Origin of the sequence: Nonomuraea ceibae (genome assembly GCF_019396325.1) — a bacterium.
Taxonomy (GTDB): Bacteria; Actinomycetota; Actinomycetes; order Streptosporangiales; family Streptosporangiaceae; genus Nonomuraea; species Nonomuraea ceibae.
Genome location: NZ_JAHKRO010000014.1, coordinates 1 through 21,660 on the forward strand (window position 1 = coordinate 1; position 21,660 = coordinate 21,660).

A 21,660-nucleotide genomic window follows, 5' to 3' on the forward strand; every position below is an offset into this window, starting at 1 on the left:
GGCCGCGGCCCCGGCGGCCCTCGCGGTGGCTGCCGTGGTGGCCGCCGGGGTGGTCGCGGCGCGGGCGGCGGCGAGCTCGTCGCGCAGGCGGGAGCGGAAGGCCGGGTCCGGGCCGCCGCCCAGCGGGGTCCTGCCGAGCTCGGCGAGATGCTCCAGCACCCGCTCCTGCGATCTGCGCGCCCTACTCATGGCGGCCCCCTGATGCCCCCGCGGCTCGGTCCTGTGGTGATACCTGCCTAACGACGTTCCGTGGCGAAAGGTTACGCAAGGTCGTGTTTGAGCGCCCTGGCCAGCGCCCTGACGGCACGGAACTGCAGCGCTTTGATCGCTCCACTCTTCTTCCCCATGATCAGCGCGGTTTCCGCGAGCGACAGGCCGTGCAGGAATCGCAGGACGACGCACTCCTGCTGTTCGGGGTTGAGATCCCGGACGGCGCGCAGCACCCGGTCGTTGATGATGGCGGTGACCACGGCGTTCTCGGGGATGTGCGAGCCGTCCAGGGGGACGTCGAGCACCTCGCCGGTCGGGACCTCCAGGCGGTAGCGTCCGGACTTGAAGTGGTCGGTCACCAGGTTTCTGGCGATGGTCACCAGCCAGGCGCCGAAGTCGCGGCCCTGCCAGGTGAAGTCGGCGATGCGCCGCAGCGCCCGCAGGAAGGTCTCGCTGGTCAGGTCCTCGGCGAGCGGGTGGGAGCCGACCCGGAAGTAGATGTAGCGGTAGACGAGGTCCACGTAGCGGTCGTAGAGCGTGCCAAAGGCGTCCGAGTCGCCGGTCTTGGCGTGCAGGACGAGGGTGCGCAGGTCGTCGGGGAGGTCTTCGCGCACGGCAGGCTCGGTCGCCGGAGCGGGGCCAGCGACTGCTGGCGCGAGCAGCCCGGCGAACGGCCACGAGTCAGGCATCCGTTATCCCTAGGGCGAAGGGGTGCGGCGTGCTCGAACACTCTAGAAATCAACCGGAAATTCCACAATCCGCATCCTCTTGGTAAGACTCCCCGCAATCGGCAGATACGGTGTGGACGCACCCGTTCCCTTTTCGGCTACCGGTTGAGAGGCGTAGTCCGGCAGCATTGGAGTCACCATGGAGATCCTCGTTGCTGTCATCGCCTTCGCCGGAGCCATCCTGGCAGGAGTCGCCTCGGGCGCCCTGGTCAGCCGGTTGCGTGAGGAGCCCGAGGGCTGGCTGATCGCCTGGACCGTTTCAGCGGCGGCGCTCTGCCTCGCGCTGGGCGTGGCGGGATTCGGCCACCTCATGGGGTTCGGGACCGTCACGTTCAAGCTCGTCCAGATCACCGGATCGCTGCTGGCGCCGCTCTGGCTGGCGATCGGGCTGATCCAGCTCCTGGCGGAGAAGACGCCGCCGAAGTTCCTCGGCTGGCTGTTCGGCATCGCCTACACGTTCGTCGCCTTGGTCATCATGGTCGTCGACCCGCTCGTCAGCGACGAGATGGGCAAGTCGCTGCCCGACGCGTCGGCGCACTGGGCGCTCATCCCGTCGTCGCTGCTGACCGGCGTGCACGCGATCGCCGCGCTGATCATGCTGGCGGCGGTGGTGGTCGCCGCGCTGCGCTGGCGCAACGGCGACGAGTACGACACCGACAACCTCCACGCCACCGTCATCATCGCCCCCTCGGGGCTCGCGCTGATGGGCGCGATGCAGTTCCTGAGCAACGGGTTCTTCATCATCGTGCTGCTCCTCGTCGCCGCCGCGGCGATCTGGTACTGCGTGCTGCGCCCGCTCGCCCCGTACGAGGACGACGACGAGGACGACGAGCTCGCCGCGGCGGAGAGCCGGCGCGCCGAGCGGGCGGCCGGGCACCGCGACGACCGGCCGGTGGCCGGGCACCGCCAGGAGCCGGTGGGCCGCCGTGAGGCGCCCGAGCCGATCGCCGAGCCGGTACGGCCGCGCAAGTCGGGGCTGGGCGACCTGGTGGCCGAATACCGGGCCACCGACGACGTCGACTACGCCGCCCGCATGTCGCCGCCGTCCGACCCTGGCCCGTCGACCGGCTACATCATGAACGGCGAGCGCGCCGACTACGCCATGCCCGCGCCGAGCGAGCGGCCCGACCCCACGATGCCGTCCACCGGCTCGATGCCCGCCGCCGGCGCCGCCTTCTCGGGCGCCGAGCTGTTCTCCCCGCGCACCGGCCCCCAGTCGGTGCCCCAGCCGGTCGTGCAGCCCGCCCCGCAGACGGGCAGGCTCTCGCCGAGCATCTACGGCATGCTCACCGTCTTCACGCTCATGGACGGCTCGGGCGCGGCCTTCGACCGGCTCGCCGAGCAGACCGTCGAGGCGGTGCGCCGGGGCGAGCCCGACACGCTCGTCTACGCCTGCCACTCGGTCAAGTCGGCGCCGCTGCAGCGCATCGTCTACGAGCTCTACCGCGACGAGGTGGCCTACCGCGACCACCAGCGGCAGCCGCACATCGAGCGCTTCATCGCCGACCGGCAGTCGATGGTGCTGGCCACCAACATCATCGAGCTCAACGTCAACGCGGCCAAGGTCGTGCCGCTGCCGACCGCCATGTTCTAGCCGGTGAGCGCCGCCCGCAGGCGCTCCTCGGACACCCGCCAGAAGTCGTGCTGCTCCCCGTCGATCAACGTGACCGGGATCATCTCCCAGTAGCGTTCGCGCAGCTCGTCGGAGGAGTCGATGTTCACTTCCTCCCACGGCACGCCCAGCTCGCCGGCCACGCGGGCGATGATCTCGCGCGCGTCGTCACACAGGTGGCAGCCGGGCTTTCCGAGCAGGGTGATGCGGTGCATGGCCTCCACGGTAGCGCTCGCTGGAAGGTGACTTTGTGCATCGGTTCACAAAAGGATTAACCTGAAAGACGGTTCTAATCCACTCACGCGGCCTGAGGCCGCCCGTTCCCCTGGAGCTCCGGCACGTGAAGAGCCCGTCCCACCCCCGTGATCGCGGCATTCCCGAGGCAACGGTCGCCCGGCTGCCGCTCTACCTGCGGGCGTTGCACGGGATGGCCGAGCGCGGGGTGGCGACCGTGAGTTCGGAGGACCTCGCCGTGGCCGCCGGCGTCAACTCGGCCAAACTCCGCAAGGACCTGTCACACCTGGGCTCCTACGGCACCCGTGGCGTCGGCTACGACGTCGAGTACCTCGTCTACCAGATCTCCCGTGAGCTTGGTCTCACGCAGGACTGGGCCGTCGCCATCGTCGGCGTCGGCAACCTGGGCCGCGCGCTCGCCGGTTACGGCGGGTTCGTGTCGCGGGGATTCCGCATCGCCGCCGTGTTCGACGCCGACCCCGAAATCGTGGGCGACGACATCGCGGGGTTGAATGTGGAGCACATCGACGAACTGGAAGCCGTGATCAAGCGGCGTGGAGTCTCGATCGTGGTTCTGGCGACACCGGCGGCGGCCGCACAGGAAGTATGCGATCGTGTGGTGGCCGCCGGGGTGACCAGCATCCTCAACTTCGCCCCGGTCGTGCTCACCGTTCCGGACGGCGTCGATGTCCGTAAAGTCGACCTATCCATCGAACTGCAGATCCTTGCGTTCCACGAGCAACGCAAAGCTGGGGGGCCACTCATGGCAGTGGACAGTCAATGAGTGTTCTGGCGATCGGGCTCAGCCACCGCACGGCGCCGGTGGCCCTGCTGGAGCGTGTCTCCGTAACGGGTGACGCGCTCGTCAAGCTCCTGCACGACGTGCAGCAGGACCCCTGCGTGGCCGAGGCCTTCGTGGTCTCGACCTGCAACCGGGTCGAGGTCTTCGTCGCCGTGGACCGCTTCCACGCCGCCGTCAACGCCGTCACCGGGATGCTCAGCCTCCACTCGGGCGTGCCGGTCGACGAGCTGACCCCGCACCTCTACGTGCACTACGAGGAGCGGGCCGTCGAGCACCTGTTCTCGCTGGTGTGCGGCCTCGACTCGATGGTCGTGGGCGAGGGCCAGATCCTCGGCCAGGTCCGGCGGGCGCTCAAGCTGGCGCAGAAGCAGGGCACGGTCGGCGCGACCCTCAACGAGCTGGCGCAGCAGGCGCTGCGCGTGGGCAAGCGCGCCCACACCGACACCGGCATCGACCAGGCGGGCGCCTCCCTGGTGACCGCCGGGCTGGCGCTGGCGGGCGACCTGACCGGCCTGCGCGCCCTGGTGGTCGGCGCGGGCTCGATGAGCTCGCTGGCCGCCGCCACGCTGGCGCGCGCCGGCGTCACCGACATCGTGATCGCCAACCGTACGTACTCGCGCGGCGCGCGGCTGGCCGAGACCGTCGGCGGCCGGGCGGTGGAGTTCGCCGCGGTCGCCGGTGAGCTGGCCGAGGCCGACCTGGTGATCACCTGCACCGGCGCGGGCAAGCACGTGATCACCGCCGACATGGTCACGCGCGGCGCGTTCCTGCTGGACCTGGCGCTGCCGCACGACATCGACCCGGCTGTGCGCGCCGTCCCCGGCGTGACGCTGGTCGACCTGGAGACGATCCAGGAGTCCGGCATCGGCTCGCGCGAGGGCGACGCGGTCAGGGCCGTGCGCGCGCTGGTCGCCGAGGAGCTGACGGCCTACCTCGACGCCGAGCGGGCGGCCCGGGTGACCCCCACCGTGGTGGCGCTGCGCAGCAAGGCGGCCGGCGTGGTCGAGTCGGAGTTGGGGCGCCTGCTGATGCGGGTCCCCGAGCTTGACGGCAAAATCAAGGACGAGGTGACGCTCACCGTGCAACGGGTCGTTGACAAACTGCTCCACGAGCCGACCGTGCGTGTCAAGCGGCTCGCCACCTCGCCCGGAGGCGATCATTATGCCGAGGCGCTGCGCGAGCTGTTCGACCTGGATCCGAAGATGCCCGAGGCCGTGAGGGAGGTGGAGCTGTGACTCCGCAGACGGGGCCGCTGCGGCTCGGCACGAGGCGCAGCCTGATGGCGACGACGCAGTCCCAGATGGTCGCCGACGCCTACACCGAGCGCACCGGCAGGGCGATCGAGCTGGTCGGCGTCACCACGTTCGGCGACGTGAGCAAGGCCCACCTGGCCCAGCTCGGCGGCACCGGCGTGTTCGTCAGCGCGCTGCGCGACAAGCTGATCGAGGGCGAGGTCGACTTCGCCGTCCACTCCCTGAAGGACCTGCCCACCAAGCCCGACCCGCGCATCGCGCTGGCCGCGCTGCCCGCCCGCCACGACCACCGCGACGCGCTGGTCGGCCGCTGCTCCTTCGCCGACCTCCCGGCCGGCGCCAAGGTCGGCACCGGCTCGCCGCGCCGCGTCGCCATGCTCCGGGCCATGCGCCCCGATCTGGAGTACGTGCCGATCCGCGGCAACGCCGACACCCGGATCGGCAAGGTCACCTCCGGCGAGCTCGACGCCGTCGTGCTGGCCTCGGCCGGCCTCACCCGGATCGGGCGGACCGCCGAGATCGCCCAGATCTTCGAGGTCGAGGAGCTGCTCCCGGCCCCCGGCCAGGGCTCGCTGGCCGTGGAGTGCCTGGCCGACCGCGACGACCTGGTCGCCTTCCTCGGGCAGCTCGACGACCCGCGGACCCGCTCCGCGGTGGCCGCCGAGCGGTCGGTGCTGGCCGCCCTGGAGGCAGGCTGCTCGGCGCCCGTGGGTGCGTTCGCGCTCGATGACGGGCACACTCTGAACCTGACCGCAGCGGTCGTCGCCATCGACGGCGCCCGCGCGGTGCGCAAGTCCACCGCCGGCTCTCCTTCGGAGGCGGAAGATCTGGGTCGCCGGCTCGCGGCCGAGATGCTTCACGAAGGGGCCGACAGATTGATGGGGGAGCATTCCCATTGAGCTCCGATAGTCCGACCTCCGGTTTCGTCGCGTTCGTAGGCGCGGGGCCCGGCGACCCGAACCTTCTCACGCTCCGCGGCGCCGAGCTGCTGGGCAAGGCCGACGTGGTGATCCTCGACGAGGACCTGCACGGCCCCCTGCTCAAGCACTGCCGCCCCGGGGTCGAGGTCGCCGCCGACGACCTCGTCAAGCACGCCAAGTCAGGCCGGCTCGTGGTGCGGCTGTGCGAGGGCGACCCGATGCTGTTCTCCTCGATCACCGAGGAGGCCGCGGCGCTCGCCGCGGCGGAGGTGGACTTCGAGATCGTGCCCGGGGTGCCGCCCGCGACGGCCGTGCTCGGCTACGCGGGCATCCCGCCGGCGTCGTCGGTGCCCGAGTTCCGGGTCGTCGACGCCACGCAGGACCAGGACTGGTCCTCGCACGCGGCCTGTCCCGGCACGCTGGTGATCTACAACGGCATCACCGAGGCCGTGGCGATCGGCAAGGCGCTGATCGCCGGCGGCAAGCCCGACAGCACCCCGGTGGCCGTCAGCAGCGGCGGCACCACCACCGAGCAGTACACGGTCGTCTCCTCGCTCGGCAGGCTGCAGGCCGACCTCAAGCACGCGGGCTTCACCGAGCCGGCGCTGATCGTCGTCGGCGAGGCCGTGGGGCTGCGCGACAAGCTGTCGTGGTTCGAGACCAAGCCGCTGTTCGGCTGGCGGGTGCTGGTGCCGCGCACCAAGGAGCAGTCCAAGAGCCTGTCGGAGCAGCTCACCTCCTACGGCGCGGTGCCCGAGGAGGTGCCGACCATCTCGGTCGAGCCGCCGCGCACCCCGCAGCAGATGGACCGCGCGATCAAGGGCCTGGTCACCGGCCGCTACGAGTGGGTGGCCTTCACCAGCGCCAACGCGGTCAAGGCGGTGCGCGAGAAGTTCGAGGAGTACGGGCTCGACGCGCGGGCGTTCGCCGGGCTCAAGGTGGCCGCCGTGGGCGACGCAACCGCGCGGGCGCTGGTCGAGTTCGGCGTCAAGCCCGACCTGCTGCCGTCGGGCGAGCAGTCGTCGGAGGGCCTGGTGGCCGAGTGGCCGCCCTACGACTCGATGCTCGACCCGATCAACCGGGTGCTGCTGCCGCGCGCCGACATCTCCACCGACACCCTCGTGGCCGGGCTGACCGAGCTGGGCTGGGAGTGCGACGACGTGACGGCCTACCGCACCGTGCGGGCCGCGCCGCCGCCCGCGCCGATCCGCGAGGCCATCAAGGGCGGCGGGTTCGACGCGGTGCTGTTCACCTCGTCCTCCACGGTCCGCAACCTGGTGGGCATCGCGGGCAAGCCGCACAACGTCACCGTGATCGCCGTCATCGGGCCGCAGACGGCCAAGACGGCCGAGGAGTTCGGGCTGCGCGTCGACGTGATGGCCGACAAGGCGTCCGCGTCGGCGCTGGCGGCCGCGCTCGCCGAGTACGGCGCCAAGCAGCGCAGCGCCGCGCTGGCCGCCGGTGACACGCCGCGCAGGCCGTCGCAGAACCGCAGAGGAGCCAGGAGGAGAGCCAAGTGAGTGCCGAGTTCCCCGTCGCCCGTCCGCGACGGCTGCGCCGCTCCCCGGCGCTGCGCCGGATGGTCGCCGGCACCCGCCTGCACCCCGCCGACCTGATCCTGCCGATGTTCGTCAAGGAGGGCATCGACGAGCCGAGCCCGGTCGCGTCGATGCCCGGCGTCGTCCAGCACACCCGCGACTCGCTGCGCAAGGCCGCCCACGAGGCCGCCGAGGCCGGGGTCGGCGGGCTGATCCTGTTCGGCATCCCGGCGGTCAAGGACGCGCGCGGCTCGGCGGGCGACGACCCCGACGGCATCCTCCAGGTGGCGCTGCGCGAGGTGAGCGCCGAGGTGGGCGACGCCATCGTGGTGATGGCCGACACCTGCCTCGACGAGTTCACCGACCACGGGCACTGCGGGATCCTCACCGAGTCCGGCGACGTCGACAACGACCTCACGCTGGAGCGCTACGCCTCGATCGCGGTCGCGCAGGCCAGGGCGGGCTCCCAGGTCGTGGCGCCGAGCGGCATGATGGACGGCCAGGTGGGCGTGATCCGGGCGGCGCTCGACGCGGAGGGCTTCTCCGGGGTGCCGATCCTCGCCTACTCCGCCAAGTACGCCTCCGCCTTCTACGGGCCCTTCCGCGACGCCGCCGAGTGCGCGCCGCAGTTCGGCGACCGCAGCACCCACCAGCAGGACCCCGCCGGGCCGCTGGAGGAGGCGCTGCGCGAGGTGCGGCTCGACCTGGCCGAGGGCGCCGACGCCGTCATGGTCAAGCCCGCGCTGGCCTACCTCGACGTCATCCGCGCCTTCCGCGACGAGGTGGACGTGCCGGTGGCCGCCTACCAGGTGAGCGGCGAGTACGCGATGGTCGAGGCCGCCGCCGCCAACGGCTGGATCGACCGCGAGCGCACGATCATGGAGTCGCTGGTGGCGATCAAGCGCGCCGGCGCCGACCTGATCCTCACCTACTGGGCGACCGAGGTGGCACGCCGCCTCTAACAGGGGGTTTCCCGTCGGGTCCTGGGACCTGTGCGTTAGAGTGCCATGACAAGTGCTGGTGTGTCCCGCGTGGCTATTGAGCCCGGAGAGCCGGGGCCTCCTCAGGCACCGAAGCGACGGGAGACACCAATGGTGGGGGTACCTCTGGCTCGGCGTACCAGGAAACGGTCCCGGCCGACGCGGATCGACGCCGTGCTGGGCTACGCCGCACTGGGCTGGCCGAGCGTGCCGGGAGCCTTCCCGCTGCGGCGGGGCACTCGAGCGTGTTCCTGTGACCGGCTCGGCTGTCCCGACCCGGGCGCGCACCCCATCTCCCCCGCCTGGAGCATTCAGGCCACCACCGACGCCACCCAGCTCACCCGCTGGTGGCAGCGGGAGCCCGAGGCCAACGTCATCCTGCCCACGGGGCGGGTGTTCGACGTCTTCGACGTGCCCCTCGCGCTCGGCCTGTCGGCCCTCACCCGGATCGACAACGCAGGCGCGGACTCCGGCCCGGTCGCCGCCAACGGCGACCGGGTCTTGTTCTACGTGGCCACGCGCGGCAACCCGGAGGACGAGGACGAGTGGTGGTCGTGCCAGCTCGACTGCGACCCGGCCACGATCGAGGACACGCCGGGGCTGCGCTGGCACTGCCGCGACAGCTACGTGCTGGCCCCGCCCTCCACGCTGCCCACCGGACAGCCGGTCTCGTGGCTGCGCCCGCCCGACGGCCGGCCGCTGCCCGACCCGCTCCGCCTGCTTGAATGGCTGGCCGACTAGGGGACTAACCTGGTCTGGTGAGCCGTACACGCATCTCCGAGGACCTGTTCGCCCGCGCCAGCGCCGTCGTGCCGGGGGGTGTCAACTCGCCGGTCCGCGCGTTCGGGGCGGTGGGCGGCACTCCGCGTTTCATGGCCTCCGGGCAGGGCCCGTACATCACGGACGTCGACGGCAACCGCTACGTCGACCTGGTGTGCTCGTGGGGCCCGATGATCCTGGGGCACCGGCATCCGGCCGTGGTGGAGGCCGTGTCGCAGGCGGTGGCCCACGGGTTCTCGTACGGGACGGCCACGCCGGGCGAGGTGGAGCTGGCGGAGGAGATCGTCCGCCGGGTCGCGCCGGTGGCGAAGGTGCGGCTGGTGAGCTCCGGCACCGAGGCGACGATGAGCGCGGTGCGGCTGGCGCGCGGGTTCACCGGACGGTCCAAGGTGATCAAGTTCGCCGGGTGCTATCACGGGCACGTCGACGCGCTGCTGGCCTCGGCGGGGTCGGGTGTCGTGACGTTCGGGCTGCCGGACACGCCCGGGGTGACGGGGGCGTCGGCGGCCGACACGATCGTGCTGCCCTACAACGACGTCAAGGCGGTGGAGGAGGCGTTCGCCTCGGCCGAGATCGCCTGCGTCATCACCGAGGCGTGCCCGGCCAACATGGGCATCGTGCCGCCGCTCGACGGGTTCAACGCCCGGCTGCGCGAGCTGTGCACGGCCAACGGGGCGCTGCTCATCGTCGACGAGGTGCTGACCGGCTTCCGCGTCTCGCCGTCGGGCTGGTACGGGCTGGACCCGGTGGAGGCCGACCTGATGACGTTCGGCAAGGTGATGGGCGGCGGACTGCCGGCGGCGGCGTTCGGCGGCCGGGCCGAGGTGATGGCCCATCTGGCGCCTGAGGGTCCCGTCTACCAGGCGGGCACGCTGTCGGGCAATCCGCTGGCCTGCGCGGCCGGGCTGACCACGCTGCGCACGCTCGACGCCGACGCCTACGCGAAGGTTGGCGCGGCCGCTTCGGCGGTGGCGCGAGCGGCCACCGAGGCGCTGTCGGAGGCGGGGGTGCCGCACCGGCTGCAGACGGCGGGCAGCCTGTTCTCGATCTTCTTCACCGACCGGCAGGTGACGAACTTCGCCGACGCCCAGACGCAGAGCACGGCCGCGTACAAGGCGTTCTTCCACGCGATGCTCGACCGGGGCGTCTACCTGCCGCCGTCGGCGTACGAGGCGTGGTTCCTGTCGGCGGCGCACGACGAGGAGGCGCTGGAGCGGGTCGCCGACGCGCTGCCCGCCGCCGCCAAGGCGGCCGCCGCGGTCCTCTGATTGGCGAACAGCACCCCGGCCACGATGAGCACGGCCGCCACCGCCTTGAGCCAGGTCAGCGGCTCACCGGTGAAGAGGGCGGCCGACGACATGCCGAAGACCGGCACGAGCAGCGTGTACGGGGCCACGGTGGAGGCGTCGTAGCGGCGCAGCAGATAGCCCCACACGCTGAAGCCGCCGAGCGTCGAGACGAACGCCACGTACGCCAGCGACAGCCAGCCCTCGGCCGGGGCTGCGAGTGACGGGACGCCCTCGACCAGCAGCGACAGCAGCAGGAGCGGGGGCGCCGACAGGGCGCTCACCCAGACCATGAAGCGCAGCGAGTCGGGCGGGGCGGCCTTGCGCTGGGCGACGTTGCCGAGACCCCAGGCGGCGGCCGCGGCCACGCAGAGGGCGAAGGCGCCGGCCGGCCCGGACAGGCCGAAGTCGACGGCGACCAGGGCCAGGCCGCCGAAGGCGACGGCCAGGCCGGCGACGCGACGGGCGGTGAGCCGCTCGCCGAGGAGCGTCACCGCGAACACGATGGTGAACAGGACCTGCGCCTGCAGGACCAGGGAAGTCAGCCCGGCCGGCATCCCGGCGCGCATGCCGATGAGCAACAGCCCGAACTGGCCGACTCCGAGAGTGGCAGCCACCGCGCCGACCCATCGCCAGGGAACTCCGGGCCGCCCCACGAGGAGCAGCGCGGGCAACGCCGCCAGCGCGAACCGCAGGCCCGCGTACAGCAGGGGCGGGAAGTGCTCCAGCCCCACCTGCATGACGACGAAGTTCACTCCCCAGACGGCCGCGAGGCCGACGGCGAGGGCCAGGTGGCCAGGTCTCACGCGGCGGACGTCTTGCGGTAGCGGATGCGCTGCTCGCGGGCCTGCTCGGCGAGGGCCTTCAGGTAGGAGGTGGTCTGGTGGGTCTGCTTCTTCGTCTTAAGGATTCGCATGCATATATTTTCCAACGCTACACCTTTAACGACAAGCGAGACTTTCTATGCTTAACCCTTTAGACTGGCTTACATGTTGGACTTGAACCGGCTCAAGGCCCTACATGCCGTGCACGTCTACGGCTCGGTCGGCGCCGCCGCCGACGCGCTCATGGTCACGCCGTCGGCCGTCTCGCAGCAGATCGCCAAGCTGGAGCGCGAGACCGGCGCCAGGCTGGTCGAGCGCAACGGGCGCGGCGTGCGGCTGACCGACGCCGCCGGGCTGCTCGCCGAGCACGCCGAGCGCATCCTGGCCCTGGTCGAGACCGCCGAGGCCGACTTCGAGGCGCTGCGCGGCCAGGTCGTCGGCCGGCTCAACGTGGGCGCGTTCCCCACCGCCGCGCGCGGCCTGATGCCCGCCGCGCTCGCCGAGCTGCGCGAGCGCCACCCCGACCTGCTCATCCAGCTGTACGAGCGCGAGCCCGAGCGGGTGATCCGCGAGGTGGCCAGGGGCGAGCTCGACCTGGTCATCGTCCAGGACTGGCTCAACCGGCCGATCGCCATCCCCGAAGGACTGTCCCGGAAGTCGCTGCTCGAAGACGTGGCCGACGTGGCCGTCCCGGCCGACCACCCGCTGGCCGGCCACAAGGAGATCGCGCTGTCGGCGCTCCAGGGCGAGCGCTGGATCAGCTCCACGCCCGGCACGATCTGCCACGACTGGCTGGTGTTCACGCTGCGCAGCGCCGAGGTCGAGCCGGAGATCGCCTGCATGGCCGACGAGTATCCGACCCACCTCGCCCTCGTGGCCGCCGGGCTGGGCTGCGCGATCGTGCCCAGGATGGGCCGCGACCCGGTGCCCGACGGCATCCGCTTCATTCCGATCCGTCCTGGTCAGAGCCGCCGCATCTACGCGCTCTGGCGCACCGACGCGGCCCGCCGCCCCGCGATCCGCGCCACCGTCGAGGCGCTCGTACGCTCCAGCAGCCGCCACGAGAACGCCTGGGCGGTCACCTAGGACAGGGCGATGGCCACCAGGCCGCCCAGGATGACCCCCGCGGCCAGCAGCCGGTGGTCTCCTTCCGACCGGCCAGACTCCATCCACCCGCGAGCCGGGCCCGGCGAGCGGCTAAGCTGAAGCCCACCATGGCTGAAACCACTGTCGTTCACCTTTTGCGCCACGGTGAGGTGCACAACCCTGGCGGCATCCTCTACGGCAGGCTCCCTGGTTACCACCTGTCCGAGACCGGCCAGCTGATGGCCAAGACCGTCGCCAAGTCCGTGGCGGGGCGCGACATCGTCGCCCTCTACAGCTCGCCGCTGGAGCGTGCGCAGGAGACCGCCGCGCCGCTGGCCGCCACGCTCGGCCTCGACATCGTCAGCGACGACCGGCTGCTGGAGGCCGGCAACCTGCTGGAGGGCCGGATCTCCGGGCCCGGCCTGCAGTTGCTGCGCAGCCCGCGCAACTACCGCTACTTCTGGAACCCGATGCGGCCCTCGTGGGGCGAGCCCTACCCGGTGATCGTCGCGCGGATGAAGTCGATGGTCGAGGACGCCAGGGAGGCGGCGCGCGGGCACGAGGCGGTGCTCGTCAGCCACCAGCTCCCGATCTGGGCGATCCGGATGGCGGCCGAGGGCCGGCGCAGGCTCTGGCACGACCCTCGCCGCAGGCAGTGCGCGCTGGCCAGCCTCACCACGTTCACCTTCGACGGCAACCGGCTCGTCAGCGTCGGCTACAGCGAGCCGGCGGGGTCGCTGGACCGGGGACCCAGCGTCCCGGGCGCATGACAGCGCCGGTAGAGTTGCAAGCTCTACCGCTTGTAGTACAAGGAGATCATCCTCCCGTGCGCGCGACGTCAATCTCACTGGCCCTCATCGCCGTCCTGGCCGCGGGCTGCGCGGGCAACCAGGGCGGTCAGCCCGCGGCGGGTGACACCCGCTTCGTCGCCGGCGACGGGAAGATGCAGGTGTTCGCGACGGCCGAGCGCGAGCCGGCGCCCGCCGTCGAAGGGCCCACGCTGGAGGACGGCACCGCCTCCCTGGCAGCCCACAAGGGCAAGGTCGTCGTGCTCAACTTCTGGGCCTCCTGGTGCGGGCCCTGCCGGGCCGAGGCGCCCGTGCTCAAGGAGGTCGCGGCCAAGACCAAGGGCACCGGCGTGGAGTTCATCGGCATCGACTTCAAGGACCGCAAGGCCGACGCGCTCGCCTTCGAACGCACCGAGAAGACCGGCTACCCGAGCATCTTCGACCAGCCCGGCAAGATCGCGCTCGCCTTCCAGGGCACGGTCCCGCCCGCGGCCATCCCGTCCACGCTGATCATCGACAGGCAGGGCCGGATCGCCGCCCGGGCGCTCGGCGCCGTCCGCTACACCGACCTGATGGACACGGTGACCAAGGTGCGCGATGAGTGACGTGGTCGCGTCCGGCTCACTGCTGCTGGCGGTGCCGATCGCGGTGCTGGCCGGCGTGGTCTCGTTCCTGTCGCCGTGCGTGCTCCCGCTCGTCCCCGGCTACCTGTCGTACGTCACGGGCATGAGCGCCGACCCCAAGCGGGGGCGGCTGGTGCTGGGCACGCTGCTGTTCGTGGCGGGGTTCGCCGCCGTGTTCGTCGTCAGCGGGGCGCTGTTCGGCGGGCTCGGCGCGGCGCTGCTCGGCAACGCCGAGATCATCACGCGGGTGCTCGGCGTGCTCACGATCCTGCTCGGGCTGGCGTTCCTCGGCGTGGTCCCCGGGCTGATGCGCGACGTGCGCATCCACAGGATGCCCTCCGCGGGGCTGGCCGGCGCGCCGCTGCTCGGCGTGGTGTTCGGGCTCGGCTGGACGCCGTGCATCGGCCCTACCCTGGCCGTCGTTCTCACCCTCGGACTCAACGAGGGCAGCGCCTCGCGGGGCGCCCTGCTCGCCGTGGCCTACGCGCTCGGGCTCGGGCTGCCGTTCGTGGCCGCCGCCCTGGCCTACAGCAAGGCGCTGCACACGTTCCGGGCGATCCGCAAGCACTCGCGCCTGATCACCCGGATCGGCGGCGGCATGATGGTGGCCGTCGGCATCGCGCTGGTCACCGGCCTCTGGGGAGAGATGATCGCCACCATGCAGGGCCTGATCGGCAACTTCCGGCCGGTGATCTGATGAGCGTCGACGAGCTGGAGAGGGAGCGCGCGGCCAAGCCCGCGGGCATGGGCCTGACCGGCTGGCTGCGCTGGTGCTGGCGCACGCTCACCTCGATGAAGACCGCGCTCATCCTGCTCTTCCTGTTCGCGCTGGCCAGCGTGCCCGGCTCGCTGATCCCGCAGCGCAGCGTCGAGCCCGACAAGGTCGCGCTGGTCTACAAGGACAGCCCGGCGCTGGCCGAGTGGTACGACCGCTTCCAGCTCTTCGACGTCTTCACCTCGGTCTGGTTCGCGGCCATCTACCTGTTGCTGTTCACCTCGCTGATCGGCTGCATCATCCCGCGCACCGCCACCTACCTGCGCGAGCTGCGCCGCAAGCCGCCGGCCGCGCCGCGCAACCTGACCAGGCTCCCGCACTCCGCCTCCTTCGACGGCGACCTCACGGTCACCGAGGCCGCCAGGCGGCTGCGCAAGCTGCGCTTCCGCGTCGAGACCGGCGACGGCTGGGTCGCCGCCGAGAAGGGCTACCTGCGCGAGACCGGCAACCTGCTCTTCCACATCGCGCTGCTCGGCGTGCTGGTCGCCGTCGGCTTCGGCTCCCTGTACGGCTACCGGGGCAACGTGCTGGTCGCCGAGGGCGACGGGTTCGCCAACACCGTGGCCGCCTACGACCGGTTCATCCCCGGCCCCCAGGTGTCGGCCGAGTCGCTGGAGCCGTTCAGCTTCGAGATGACCGACTTCCAGGCCACCTACCAGGTCGAGGGGGAGAAGCGCGGGCAGGAGCTCGACTACTCCGCCTTCCTCAAGGTCACCGACGCTCCCGGGGCCGCGCCGCGCGACTACGAGCTCAAGGTCAACGAGCCGCTGGAGGTCAACGGCACCCAGACCTACCTCATCGGCCACGGCTACGCCCCCGTCTTCCGCGTCACCGACGCCAAGGGGCACGTCGCGTTCGAGGGGCCGGTGCCGTGCATCATCGCCGACAAGCCCACGCTCACCTCCGACTGCGTGGTCAAGGTGCCCGACGCGCAGCCGACGCCGCTCGGCTTCCTGATGCGCTTCCTGCCCACCAGCGTGCCGCTGACCGACGGCAGCTACGCCTCGGCCTTCCCCGGGGCCATCCAGCCCGGCGTGCAGGTCCTGGGGGCGTTCTCCGGCGACCTCGGCATGCGCTCGGGGGAGCCCAGGTCGGTCTACGAGCTGGCGCCGCCCGAGCTGATGAAGAAGCTCAAGCCGCTGGTCATGGGCAAGGACGTGCCCGCGCCGCTGGCTCCCGGCCAAACGCTCGACCTGCCCGACGGGGCGGGCAAGCTGGAGTTCGTCGAGGTCAAGGAGTGGATGACGCTCCAGATCGCCTACGACCCCGGCCGGCTGCCCGCGCTGCTCGCCGCCTCGACGGCCACCGTCGCCATCGTGCTCTCGCTGGTCATCCGGCGCCGGCGGGTGTGGGTGCGGGTCAAGGACGGCACCGTCGACGTGGGCGGGCTGACCCGCACCGAAGGGTCCGCGGCCGGGTTCGCGGAGGAGTTCGACGACATCGTCAAGGTTCTAGCAGCAGGAGACAAGGATGAGCGCTGAACCACTCGCGGAGCTGAGCGACCTGTTCGTGGTCGCGGCAGTGCTGCTCTATCTGTTCGCGATGGTGGGCTTCGCGCTCGAGCTGGCCTTCGGCCGCGCCCGTGCCGACGCGCCCGTCAAGGGCCGCGCCCGCACCCCCGTGACGGTGGGCGCCGCCTCCTCGGAGGCGGAGGCCGGCATGCCCTCCGACGACGCGCCGCAGCAGCCCGTCCCCGCGTTCGCCCTGCGCGGCGGCATCGCCGGGGTCGTCCTGGCCTGGCTCGGCTGGGCGGCCAACCTCGGCGCCATCGTCACCCGCGGCCTCGCGGTCGACCGGTGGCCGTGGGGCAACATGTACGAGTTCATCGTCGCCATCTGCTTCGCCGCCGTCTCCGCGTTCCTCATCACCCAGACGCGCACCAACATCCGCTTCCTCGGCGGGTTCGTCATGGTGCCGGCGGCGCTGGGGCTGGGGCTCGCGTCCAAGGTCTTCTACACCTCGGCCGGGCCGGTCGTGCCCGCGCTCAACTCCTACTGGATCGCCATCCACGTCACCGCCGCCATCATCGCCAGCGGGCTGTTCGTGCTCGCGGGCGTGGCGGGGGTGCTCTTCCTGGTGCGCGGCGACGGGCTGTCGCGGCTGCCCGCCAAGGCCGAGCTGGAGAAGGCGGCGCACCGGGCGATCGTGCTGGCGTTCCCGCTGTGGACGTTCGCCGTCATCGCGGGCGCGCTGTGGGCGGACCGGGCGTGGGGCCGCTACTGGGGCTGGGACCCCAAGGAGGTGTGGTCGTTCATCACCTGGGTCGGCTACGCGGCCTACCTGCACGCCCGCGTTACGGCCGGATGGCGTGGCCGGGCGGCGACCGTCGTGCAGCTCGTGGCGTTCCTGGCGCTGCTGTTCAACCTGGTCGGCGTCAACATCTTCATCGAGGGCCTGCACAGCTACGCCTGAGGCTGAGAGCGCCGTGGAGGCGCTCCGGGCGGTTCCCTCCGCCCGGAGCCTCACTCCGCCTTCTGGTGGCGTCTGCGGCGCTCCCAGAAGGCGGACGCTGGAAAGATTTACCTGAAAAAGTGAGTGACAGGCGTTTCGGAGGGGCGGTTACTTCTCTTCGCCGCGCATGCGACGGTCGAGTTCGCGAAGGAAATCGGGGTCGTCGTCGGGGCCCTTGGGGATGCCCGCGGTGGAACGCGGCTGCACCGGCCAGGACTCCTGGATGGGCCGGGGACGTCCGCGCAGCATCCAGAACAGCCCGCCGATGAGGGGAAGCACGGCGACGACGATGAGCCACACGGCTTTCGGGGAGTGCCTGACCTCTTCCTCGGGGGTGGTGATGACGTCGAACAACGTGAACAGCCAGAAGGCCAGCAGAGCCAGGCCGACAATGACACCTGCCATGCCCCGAACTGTAAGCCATCTCCAGCGTGTTCGTGCCACCTGATGTCGCATTTCGGATGACTGGCGAAGATCAGCGTCGTACCGTGGAACCCGATTCGGCGCCACGGGGCGGTGAGGGGTGCGATGGCCATTTCCAACGACAAGGGGCGCCATCGGCGAGGTCGCTGGTGGCGGCGCGGGTCGTACCTCTTTTCGCGCCGCACCGAGGCTCCGCCCGACGCGGACCGGTCCTTCTGGGCCAACGCGCGGGGAGCCTATCGGCGAGGCCACAGTGAGGTGGGCCGGGCCGCCGGGGAGGGCACGGAGACGCCGGGCTTCCGCCGGCGCGAGCGCGAGCGCCGTGACCAGCCGGCGCGCCGCCCCGACGCCGAGCGCCGTGACCAGCCGGCGCGCCGCCCCGACGCCGAGCGCCGTGACCAGCCGACGCGCCGGCCCGACGCCGACCGCCGTCCCTGGGAGGGCGGGGGACCGGACGAGCAGGGGAGGCGGCGGCCGGAGCGGACGCCCGCCACGGCCCCGGAGCGGCCCCGCTACACGTGGCAGGACTTCGAGCTCGACGGTTCACACGCGCGGGCCCGGCCGCATCCGCCCGACGTGCCGCCGCTGGGCGACGGGCTGCGGCACTGCGGGAAGCTGGAGGCGATCCTGCACCGCCAGTGGGACGCCCGGCTGGGGCCGCCGCCGCCCGATCTCGTCCGGGCCGTGGAGAGCCTGGCCAGGCTGCCCGACCGGCTGAAGGAGCGGCTGGCCGAGGGGCTGGAGGGCATCTACGTCGGGCCGGGCGGCGTGCCGGACCTGGACGACATGGGCTATCTGCGCGGCGCGCCGCTGCCGTCGGGCCGGGCCACGTGGGACGTGTGCGCGGGCGCGTACGGGGACCGGAAGGTCGTGGTGGGGGACCGGCCCTCGCCGACGCCGGACGTGATGATGCACGAGGTCGGGCACGCGATCGACGACATCGATTCGGTGTTCGGCGTATGGGTGTCGGACACGCCGGAGTTCGTGGCACTGTTCGAGAGGGTCACGCCGCTGCTGGCGTCGTCGTTCCACCGCCAGGGCGGGGGGCTGGGCCGCAAGGAGTTCTTCGCCGACGCGTTCGCCGCCATCGCCTCACGGCAGCGCCCCGCGCTGGTCGACATGCTCGGCGGCAACACGCGGATGGCGCTCGACGTCATGTTGTTCTTCAACCGGCGCTACGGAATCTAGGTGATCGGCCATGTACGTCATCCGGCTCGCTGACGGGACCCTGCGGGTGCCGAGGAGCCTGGCCAGCGAAGACGGGCGCCTGATCGGGAACGCGTATGTCGAGGTGGAGCCCGGCGAGCCCGGTTACGACGAGTGGTTGCAGGAGTCGTTGACCGAGGAGGAGGCGGCCGAGCGGCGGCGCCGCTGGGCGGAGGAGAACGACGAGTTGGAGCGGGAGTTCCTGGCGTACAAGGCCGACCAGGACGGCGACTGAGGGGCAGGATTCCGCCAAGGCGCCAGCCACGGTCGGCGGATGGCGCCTTCCCGCGCTCGCCTTACGGATGGGCCGGCGAGCACGCCGTCTCGGTGATCCTGGCTGGCAGGATCACCGACTGGGCGGTACGTCAAACACGCGGGGACTCCCCTGTCGGCCTGTCGGCCGTCAGAACGTCCTCGCCTCGAAGAAGGGCGTGCACTTCCGATTCACGGAAGCGCCGGTGCCCTCCGGGGGTGCGGATACTGCTGATGCGGCCTGCCGCAGCCCAGCGCGTAACCGTCTTTGGGTCTACCCGGAAGAGGGCGGCAACCTCTCCAGGGGTCAGCAGACGCTCGCTGCTACTCTCCACCAATCTCTCCCCCTCGCATCCCGCTTCCTGCCAGCGGGCGGACAGGTAACCAGTGTGTCGAGCGAAGCCTGATTTATCCGTGGTTTTCTGCAAAGATCACGGGTTGTTATCAGCTGACTGCCCGATTGTTATATGATAGAGCCTCTTTGGGGCTCTCGTGGGTGTTTCTTTACGAAACACCCTTACTGGGCACAGTAGCAGCGCTCGTGCCCGATGCGAAGAGCGACCGGAGGCATGGGCCGAGTAATCTCGAACCCGTGCATCCCGTTCTCGTTTACACGTTGTCCAGGATCGGCCTGTTCGGCATCGCCTTCTTGGTGCTCTGGCTCCTCGGCGTGCCGAACCTGCTGGTCCTGCTGGTGGCCGCGTTCGCGATCAGCGGCATCGCCAGCTATGTCCTGCTCTCCAAGCAGCGCGACGCCATGAGCGCGCGCATCAGCGGCAGGATCGACCGCGCCAAGCCGCAGGACGACTAGGGCAGAGGGAACATGCCAATCCGGGCATGGTACTCCCGCCCGAGTCGGGTTGTGTCGCTACCGACTAGTAGTCCTGTCCTGTTCGCCAGAAAAGCCTTGACGCCGATCCCGCGCTCGCGGCCGGGATTCCAACTGAGCGCCTTTCCCGTCCGTGGATGAATGGCCCCGATGCCCTCGCGCGGCACCGCCCCCGGGCCGGCCGAGTCATGGCCCTGCGGATTGTCCAGCCAGCGCTGATGCCCTCCGACGTAGACCGCGCTGCCCGTGACCGACACCGCGTAGAGCGAGTCGCCGCCTGTCTTGTTGACCCAGGTGGGCTTGACGTTCCTGCCGGTGGCGTACGTCTCGAACCTGGCCGCGCTGTCGCACGTCCCGCGCCTGGGCCCGCCGGTGGTGACGACCACGAAATAGCGGCCGTCGGGCGCGAAGTCGAGGCCGCGCACGTACCAGGGGAAGACGTCCATGCACTTGCCCGTGTACGCGTCGGTCCGCCACGGGGCGAGCTTGGGCGCCGGGCCGCCGATGTCGATGAGGCCGAGCTGCGGCCGTGACTGCCCGTCGAGCGTGGTGAAGCTGCCGTCGACGGCCAGCCGGTCGGCCGTGGCGGCGATCGCGTGCACCCGGACCCGCCGGCTCAGCGGATCGCCCGGCGTGATGGTGAAGGCGGGGTCGGCGCGGCCGGTCGTGGCGTCGAGCCGGGCCAGCGCGGTGCGCGGGCGGGTGAAGTCGCCGCCGGCGTAGAGGTGGGCGCCGCGCCTGGCCAGGGTCGCGACCGCGCCTCCGGAGACGGCCGGGCGGAACGAGGGCACCGGCCGGCCGGTCGCCAGGCTCACCTGCGCCAGCGACCTGGCGCGGTGGCCGTCGACCTCGTGGAAGTCGCCGCCGACGTAGACGGTGCCGTCGTCGCCGGCGGCCAGGCTGTGCACGGGCCCGCCCACGCCGGGGGCGAAGCGGGGCAGCACCCGCCCGGTCGTGAGGTCGAAGGCGAACAGGTTGTCGCGCCGGTAGGTGGTGGTCCTGGTGGCGTCGGCGACCGCCGAGAACGAGCCGCCGACCACCACGGTGTCGCCGACGAGCGTGATGGCGTTGACGATGCCGTCGAGAACGTGCGGGGTGTGGTCGACCGGGTTGGCCGAGACCACGCGAGGGTGCGCGGCGGGAGCCGCTGCGATGATCGCCGCAAGGGCGACTCGGGCAAGCATTTGCCCATTCTTAGCAGACGCAATGTAGTCGTGCCGCTACTTTCCGTTGATTGTCGGGAATGGCCCTAGGCTGTTACGCATGACGCGCGCTCAGTTGGACAAGCAGCCGGACGAGGTCGCCGCGATGTTCGATCGCACCGCCCGGCGCTACGACCTCGTCAACGACGTGATCTCGATGGGCCAGGTCAGGGTGTGGCGCAAGGCCGTCGCCGCGGCCGTCGACGCCGGGCCTGGGGAGGTCGTGCTCGACCTCGGAGCCGGCACCGGCACCTCGACCGACACGTTCACGACGCTGGGCGCGCGGGCGATCGCCTCCGACTTCTCGCTCGGCATGCTGAGCACCGGCGTGCGCCGCCGCGGACGCAACGCGCTCACGGGCGAGGGGGTGCCGTTCGTCGCGGGCGACGCGATGCGGCTGCCGTTCGCCGACGACGTCTTCGACGCGGTGACGATCTCGGTGGCGCTGCGCAACGTGCAGGACACCGGTCAGGCGCTGCGCGAGATGCTGCGGGTGACCAAGCCGGGCGGCCGGCTGGTGATCCTGGAGTTCTCGCACGTGACGTTCGCGCCGTTCGATCTGGTCTACCGCGAATATCTGATGCGGCTGTTGCCGAAGGTGGCCAAGATTTTCGGCTCCAACGACGATTCGTACGAATATCTGGCCGAGTCGATCCGTGACTGGCCGGACCAGGCGACGCTGGCGCGCATCATCCAGGACGCCGGATGGCGGCGGGTCGCCTGGCGCAACCTCGACTTGGGGATCGTGGCCATGCACCGCGCGTTCAAAGCCGCGTGATCTACTAGGCTCTGACGGCCCCCCGGCTGCCACTTTGTCCAGGAAAAGGGTTAGACTGCGGGCCGACAAGTTTGTGAAGG

Annotated in this window: 24 protein-coding genes and 1 pseudogene; 18 read left to right on the forward strand and 7 right to left on the reverse strand. The window is 71.2% G+C overall.

What is annotated here, in order from left to right; all coding sequences use genetic code 11:
* Together KME80_RS12230 and KME80_RS12235 are read right to left on the reverse strand one after the other, a co-directional pair.
* The coding region (locus KME80_RS12230) for a hypothetical protein (RefSeq protein WP_219504423.1) at window positions 1-189 on the reverse strand (189 nt) is incomplete at its 3' end.
* A gap of 71 nt (window positions 190-260) precedes the next feature.
* Window positions 261-899 carry a sigma-70 family RNA polymerase sigma factor gene (locus tag KME80_RS12235; protein ID WP_219504424.1) on the reverse strand — a complete coding sequence of 213 codons (639 nt, stop codon included), beginning with the start codon at window positions 897-899 and terminating at the stop codon, window positions 261-263.
* 178 nt (window positions 900-1,077) lie between these two features.
* Between KME80_RS12235 and KME80_RS12240 the strand changes: the two genes are divergently transcribed.
* Entirely contained in the window at window positions 1,078-2,532 is a 1,455-nt protein-coding gene (locus KME80_RS12240) for a putative quinol monooxygenase (protein ID WP_219504425.1), read from the forward strand.
* On the opposite strand, the gene KME80_RS12245 is transcribed toward KME80_RS12240, so the two are convergent.
* Window positions 2,529-2,765 (reverse strand): glutaredoxin family protein, encoded by a 237-nt coding sequence (locus tag KME80_RS12245; protein WP_219504426.1) that lies wholly within the window; start codon window positions 2,763-2,765, stop codon window positions 2,529-2,531. The genes KME80_RS12240 and KME80_RS12245 overlap by 4 nt on opposite strands.
* Window positions 2,766-2,890: 125 nt before the next feature.
* Here KME80_RS12245 and KME80_RS12250 point away from each other — a divergent pair, with 125 nt between their 5' ends.
* The 7 genes from KME80_RS12250 to hemL all read left to right on the forward strand — a co-directional run bounded on the left by KME80_RS12250 (window position 2,891) and on the right by hemL (window position 10,325).
* Window positions 2,891-3,568: a redox-sensing transcriptional repressor Rex gene (locus KME80_RS12250; protein WP_219504427.1), complete on the forward strand. Its 678-nt coding sequence runs from the start codon at window positions 2,891-2,893 to the stop codon at window positions 3,566-3,568.
* Window positions 3,565-4,821 carry a glutamyl-tRNA reductase gene (locus tag KME80_RS12255; RefSeq protein WP_219504428.1) on the forward strand — a complete coding sequence of 419 codons (1,257 nt, stop codon included), beginning with the start codon at window positions 3,565-3,567 and terminating at the stop codon, window positions 4,819-4,821. The genes KME80_RS12250 and KME80_RS12255 overlap by 4 nt, the downstream gene beginning before the upstream one ends.
* Window positions 4,818-5,738: a hydroxymethylbilane synthase gene (gene hemC / locus KME80_RS12260; RefSeq protein ID WP_219504431.1), complete on the forward strand. Its 921-nt coding sequence runs from the start codon at window positions 4,818-4,820 to the stop codon at window positions 5,736-5,738. The genes KME80_RS12255 and hemC overlap by 4 nt, the downstream gene beginning before the upstream one ends.
* Window positions 5,735-7,279 carry a bifunctional uroporphyrinogen-III C-methyltransferase/uroporphyrinogen-III synthase gene (locus tag KME80_RS12265; protein ID WP_219504433.1) on the forward strand — a complete coding sequence of 515 codons (1,545 nt, stop codon included), beginning with the start codon at window positions 5,735-5,737 and terminating at the stop codon, window positions 7,277-7,279. Before hemC ends, KME80_RS12265 begins: the two co-directional genes overlap by 4 nt.
* The gene (hemB, locus tag KME80_RS12270; RefSeq protein ID WP_219504435.1) at window positions 7,276-8,259 is read left to right on the forward strand and encodes a porphobilinogen synthase; all 984 of its coding nucleotides are present in this window, start codon (window positions 7,276-7,278) and stop codon (window positions 8,257-8,259) included. The genes KME80_RS12265 and hemB overlap by 4 nt, the downstream gene beginning before the upstream one ends.
* Window positions 8,260-8,388: 129 nt before the next feature.
* Window positions 8,389-9,018, forward strand: a complete 630-nt coding sequence (locus tag KME80_RS12275; protein WP_219504444.1) for a bifunctional DNA primase/polymerase — start codon at window positions 8,389-8,391, stop codon at window positions 9,016-9,018.
* A 17-nt stretch (window positions 9,019-9,035) separates the two neighbouring features.
* On the forward strand, window positions 9,036-10,325 hold the full coding sequence (hemL, locus tag KME80_RS12280) for a glutamate-1-semialdehyde 2,1-aminomutase (protein ID WP_219504446.1): 1,290 nt from the start codon (window positions 9,036-9,038) through the stop codon (window positions 10,323-10,325).
* Between the two features lie 62 nt (window positions 10,326-10,387).
* Here the strand turns inward: hemL and KME80_RS50230 are convergent.
* Window positions 10,388-11,083, reverse strand: a pseudogene (locus KME80_RS50230) (EamA family transporter); the annotation flags it as partial.
* A gap of 249 nt (window positions 11,084-11,332) precedes the next feature.
* Here KME80_RS50230 and KME80_RS12285 point away from each other — a divergent pair.
* The 6 genes from KME80_RS12285 to ccsA all read left to right on the forward strand — a co-directional run bounded on the left by KME80_RS12285 (window position 11,333) and on the right by ccsA (window position 16,851).
* Window positions 11,333-12,253 carry a LysR family transcriptional regulator gene (locus KME80_RS12285; RefSeq protein WP_219504448.1) on the forward strand — a complete coding sequence of 307 codons (921 nt, stop codon included), beginning with the start codon at window positions 11,333-11,335 and terminating at the stop codon, window positions 12,251-12,253.
* 128 nt (window positions 12,254-12,381) lie between these two features.
* Window positions 12,382-13,023 carry a histidine phosphatase family protein gene (locus tag KME80_RS12290; protein WP_219504451.1) on the forward strand — a complete coding sequence of 214 codons (642 nt, stop codon included), beginning with the start codon at window positions 12,382-12,384 and terminating at the stop codon, window positions 13,021-13,023.
* Window positions 13,024-13,079: 56 nt separating this feature from the next.
* Entirely contained in the window at window positions 13,080-13,646 is a 567-nt protein-coding gene (locus KME80_RS12295) for a TlpA family protein disulfide reductase (RefSeq protein ID WP_308125722.1), read from the forward strand.
* A complete protein-coding gene (locus KME80_RS12300) occupies window positions 13,639-14,361 on the forward strand; it encodes a cytochrome c biogenesis CcdA family protein (RefSeq protein WP_219504455.1) in 723 nt (240 codons plus the stop codon). Before KME80_RS12295 ends, KME80_RS12300 begins: the two co-directional genes overlap by 8 nt.
* Window positions 14,361-15,920, forward strand: coding sequence for a cytochrome c biogenesis protein ResB (gene resB, locus KME80_RS12305; RefSeq protein ID WP_219504457.1), 1,560 nt, complete (start codon window positions 14,361-14,363; stop codon window positions 15,918-15,920). Before KME80_RS12300 ends, resB begins: the two co-directional genes overlap by 1 nt.
* Window positions 15,910-16,851: a cytochrome c biogenesis protein CcsA gene (gene ccsA / locus KME80_RS12310; protein ID WP_219504468.1), complete on the forward strand. Its 942-nt coding sequence runs from the start codon at window positions 15,910-15,912 to the stop codon at window positions 16,849-16,851. The genes resB and ccsA overlap by 11 nt, the downstream gene beginning before the upstream one ends.
* Window positions 16,852-16,998: 147 nt before the next feature.
* Here ccsA and KME80_RS12315 read toward each other — a convergent pair whose 3' ends face one another.
* The gene (locus KME80_RS12315; RefSeq protein WP_219504470.1) at window positions 16,999-17,295 is read right to left on the reverse strand and encodes a PLD nuclease N-terminal domain-containing protein; all 297 of its coding nucleotides are present in this window, start codon (window positions 17,293-17,295) and stop codon (window positions 16,999-17,001) included.
* Between the two features lie 276 nt (window positions 17,296-17,571).
* Between KME80_RS12315 and KME80_RS12320 the strand changes: the two genes are divergently transcribed.
* Window positions 17,572-18,501, forward strand: a complete 930-nt coding sequence (locus tag KME80_RS12320) for a hypothetical protein (RefSeq protein ID WP_308125723.1) — start codon at window positions 17,572-17,574, stop codon at window positions 18,499-18,501.
* 10 nt (window positions 18,502-18,511) lie between these two features.
* Window positions 18,512-18,754 carry a hypothetical protein gene (locus KME80_RS12325; RefSeq protein WP_219504474.1) on the forward strand — a complete coding sequence of 81 codons (243 nt, stop codon included), beginning with the start codon at window positions 18,512-18,514 and terminating at the stop codon, window positions 18,752-18,754.
* A 130-nt stretch (window positions 18,755-18,884) separates the two neighbouring features.
* On the opposite strand, the gene KME80_RS12330 is transcribed toward KME80_RS12325, so the two are convergent.
* On the reverse strand, window positions 18,885-19,106 hold the full coding sequence (locus KME80_RS12330) for a BldC family transcriptional regulator (protein ID WP_181616591.1): 222 nt from the start codon (window positions 19,104-19,106) through the stop codon (window positions 18,885-18,887).
* A gap of 257 nt (window positions 19,107-19,363) precedes the next feature.
* On the opposite strand from KME80_RS12330, the gene KME80_RS12335 reads away from it, so the two are divergent.
* A complete protein-coding gene (locus KME80_RS12335; protein WP_219504476.1) occupies window positions 19,364-19,582 on the forward strand; it encodes a DUF4229 domain-containing protein in 219 nt (72 codons plus the stop codon).
* Here the strand turns inward: KME80_RS12335 and KME80_RS12340 are convergent.
* The gene (locus KME80_RS12340) at window positions 19,579-20,784 is read right to left on the reverse strand and encodes a hypothetical protein (protein WP_219504477.1); all 1,206 of its coding nucleotides are present in this window, start codon (window positions 20,782-20,784) and stop codon (window positions 19,579-19,581) included. The two genes, KME80_RS12335 and KME80_RS12340, sit on opposite strands and share 4 nt — an antisense overlap.
* Window positions 20,785-20,863: 79 nt before the next feature.
* Between KME80_RS12340 and KME80_RS12345 the strand changes: the two genes are divergently transcribed.
* Entirely contained in the window at window positions 20,864-21,580 is a 717-nt protein-coding gene (locus KME80_RS12345) for a demethylmenaquinone methyltransferase (protein WP_219504479.1), read from the forward strand.
* Window positions 21,581-21,660: the final 80 nt, after the last annotated feature.

Coding starts and splice junctions, on each gene's coding strand:
- KME80_RS12235 (WP_219504424.1), bottom strand. CDS start 899: ATGCCTGACTCGTGGCCGTTCGCCGGGCTGCTCGCGCCAGCAGTCGCT.
- KME80_RS12240 (WP_219504425.1), top strand. CDS start 1,078: ATGGAGATCCTCGTTGCTGTCATCGCCTTCGCCGGAGCCATCCTGGCA.
- KME80_RS12245 (WP_219504426.1), bottom strand. CDS start 2,765: ATGCACCGCATCACCCTGCTCGGAAAGCCCGGCTGCCACCTGTGTGAC.
- KME80_RS12255 (WP_219504428.1), top strand. CDS start 3,565: ATGAGTGTTCTGGCGATCGGGCTCAGCCACCGCACGGCGCCGGTGGCC.
- KME80_RS12275 (WP_219504444.1), top strand. CDS start 8,389: ATGGTGGGGGTACCTCTGGCTCGGCGTACCAGGAAACGGTCCCGGCCG.
- KME80_RS12285 (WP_219504448.1), top strand. CDS start 11,333: ATGTTGGACTTGAACCGGCTCAAGGCCCTACATGCCGTGCACGTCTAC.
- KME80_RS12290 (WP_219504451.1), top strand. CDS start 12,382: ATGGCTGAAACCACTGTCGTTCACCTTTTGCGCCACGGTGAGGTGCAC.
- KME80_RS12300 (WP_219504455.1), top strand. CDS start 13,639: ATGAGTGACGTGGTCGCGTCCGGCTCACTGCTGCTGGCGGTGCCGATC.
- resB (WP_219504457.1), top strand. CDS start 14,361: ATGAGCGTCGACGAGCTGGAGAGGGAGCGCGCGGCCAAGCCCGCGGGC.
- ccsA (WP_219504468.1), top strand. CDS start 15,910: ATGAGCGCTGAACCACTCGCGGAGCTGAGCGACCTGTTCGTGGTCGCG.
- KME80_RS12315 (WP_219504470.1), bottom strand. CDS start 17,295: ATGGCAGGTGTCATTGTCGGCCTGGCTCTGCTGGCCTTCTGGCTGTTC.
- KME80_RS12325 (WP_219504474.1), top strand. CDS start 18,512: ATGTACGTCATCCGGCTCGCTGACGGGACCCTGCGGGTGCCGAGGAGC.
- KME80_RS12340 (WP_219504477.1), bottom strand. CDS start 20,784: ATGCTTGCCCGAGTCGCCCTTGCGGCGATCATCGCAGCGGCTCCCGCC.
- KME80_RS12345 (WP_219504479.1), top strand. CDS start 20,864: ATGACGCGCGCTCAGTTGGACAAGCAGCCGGACGAGGTCGCCGCGATG.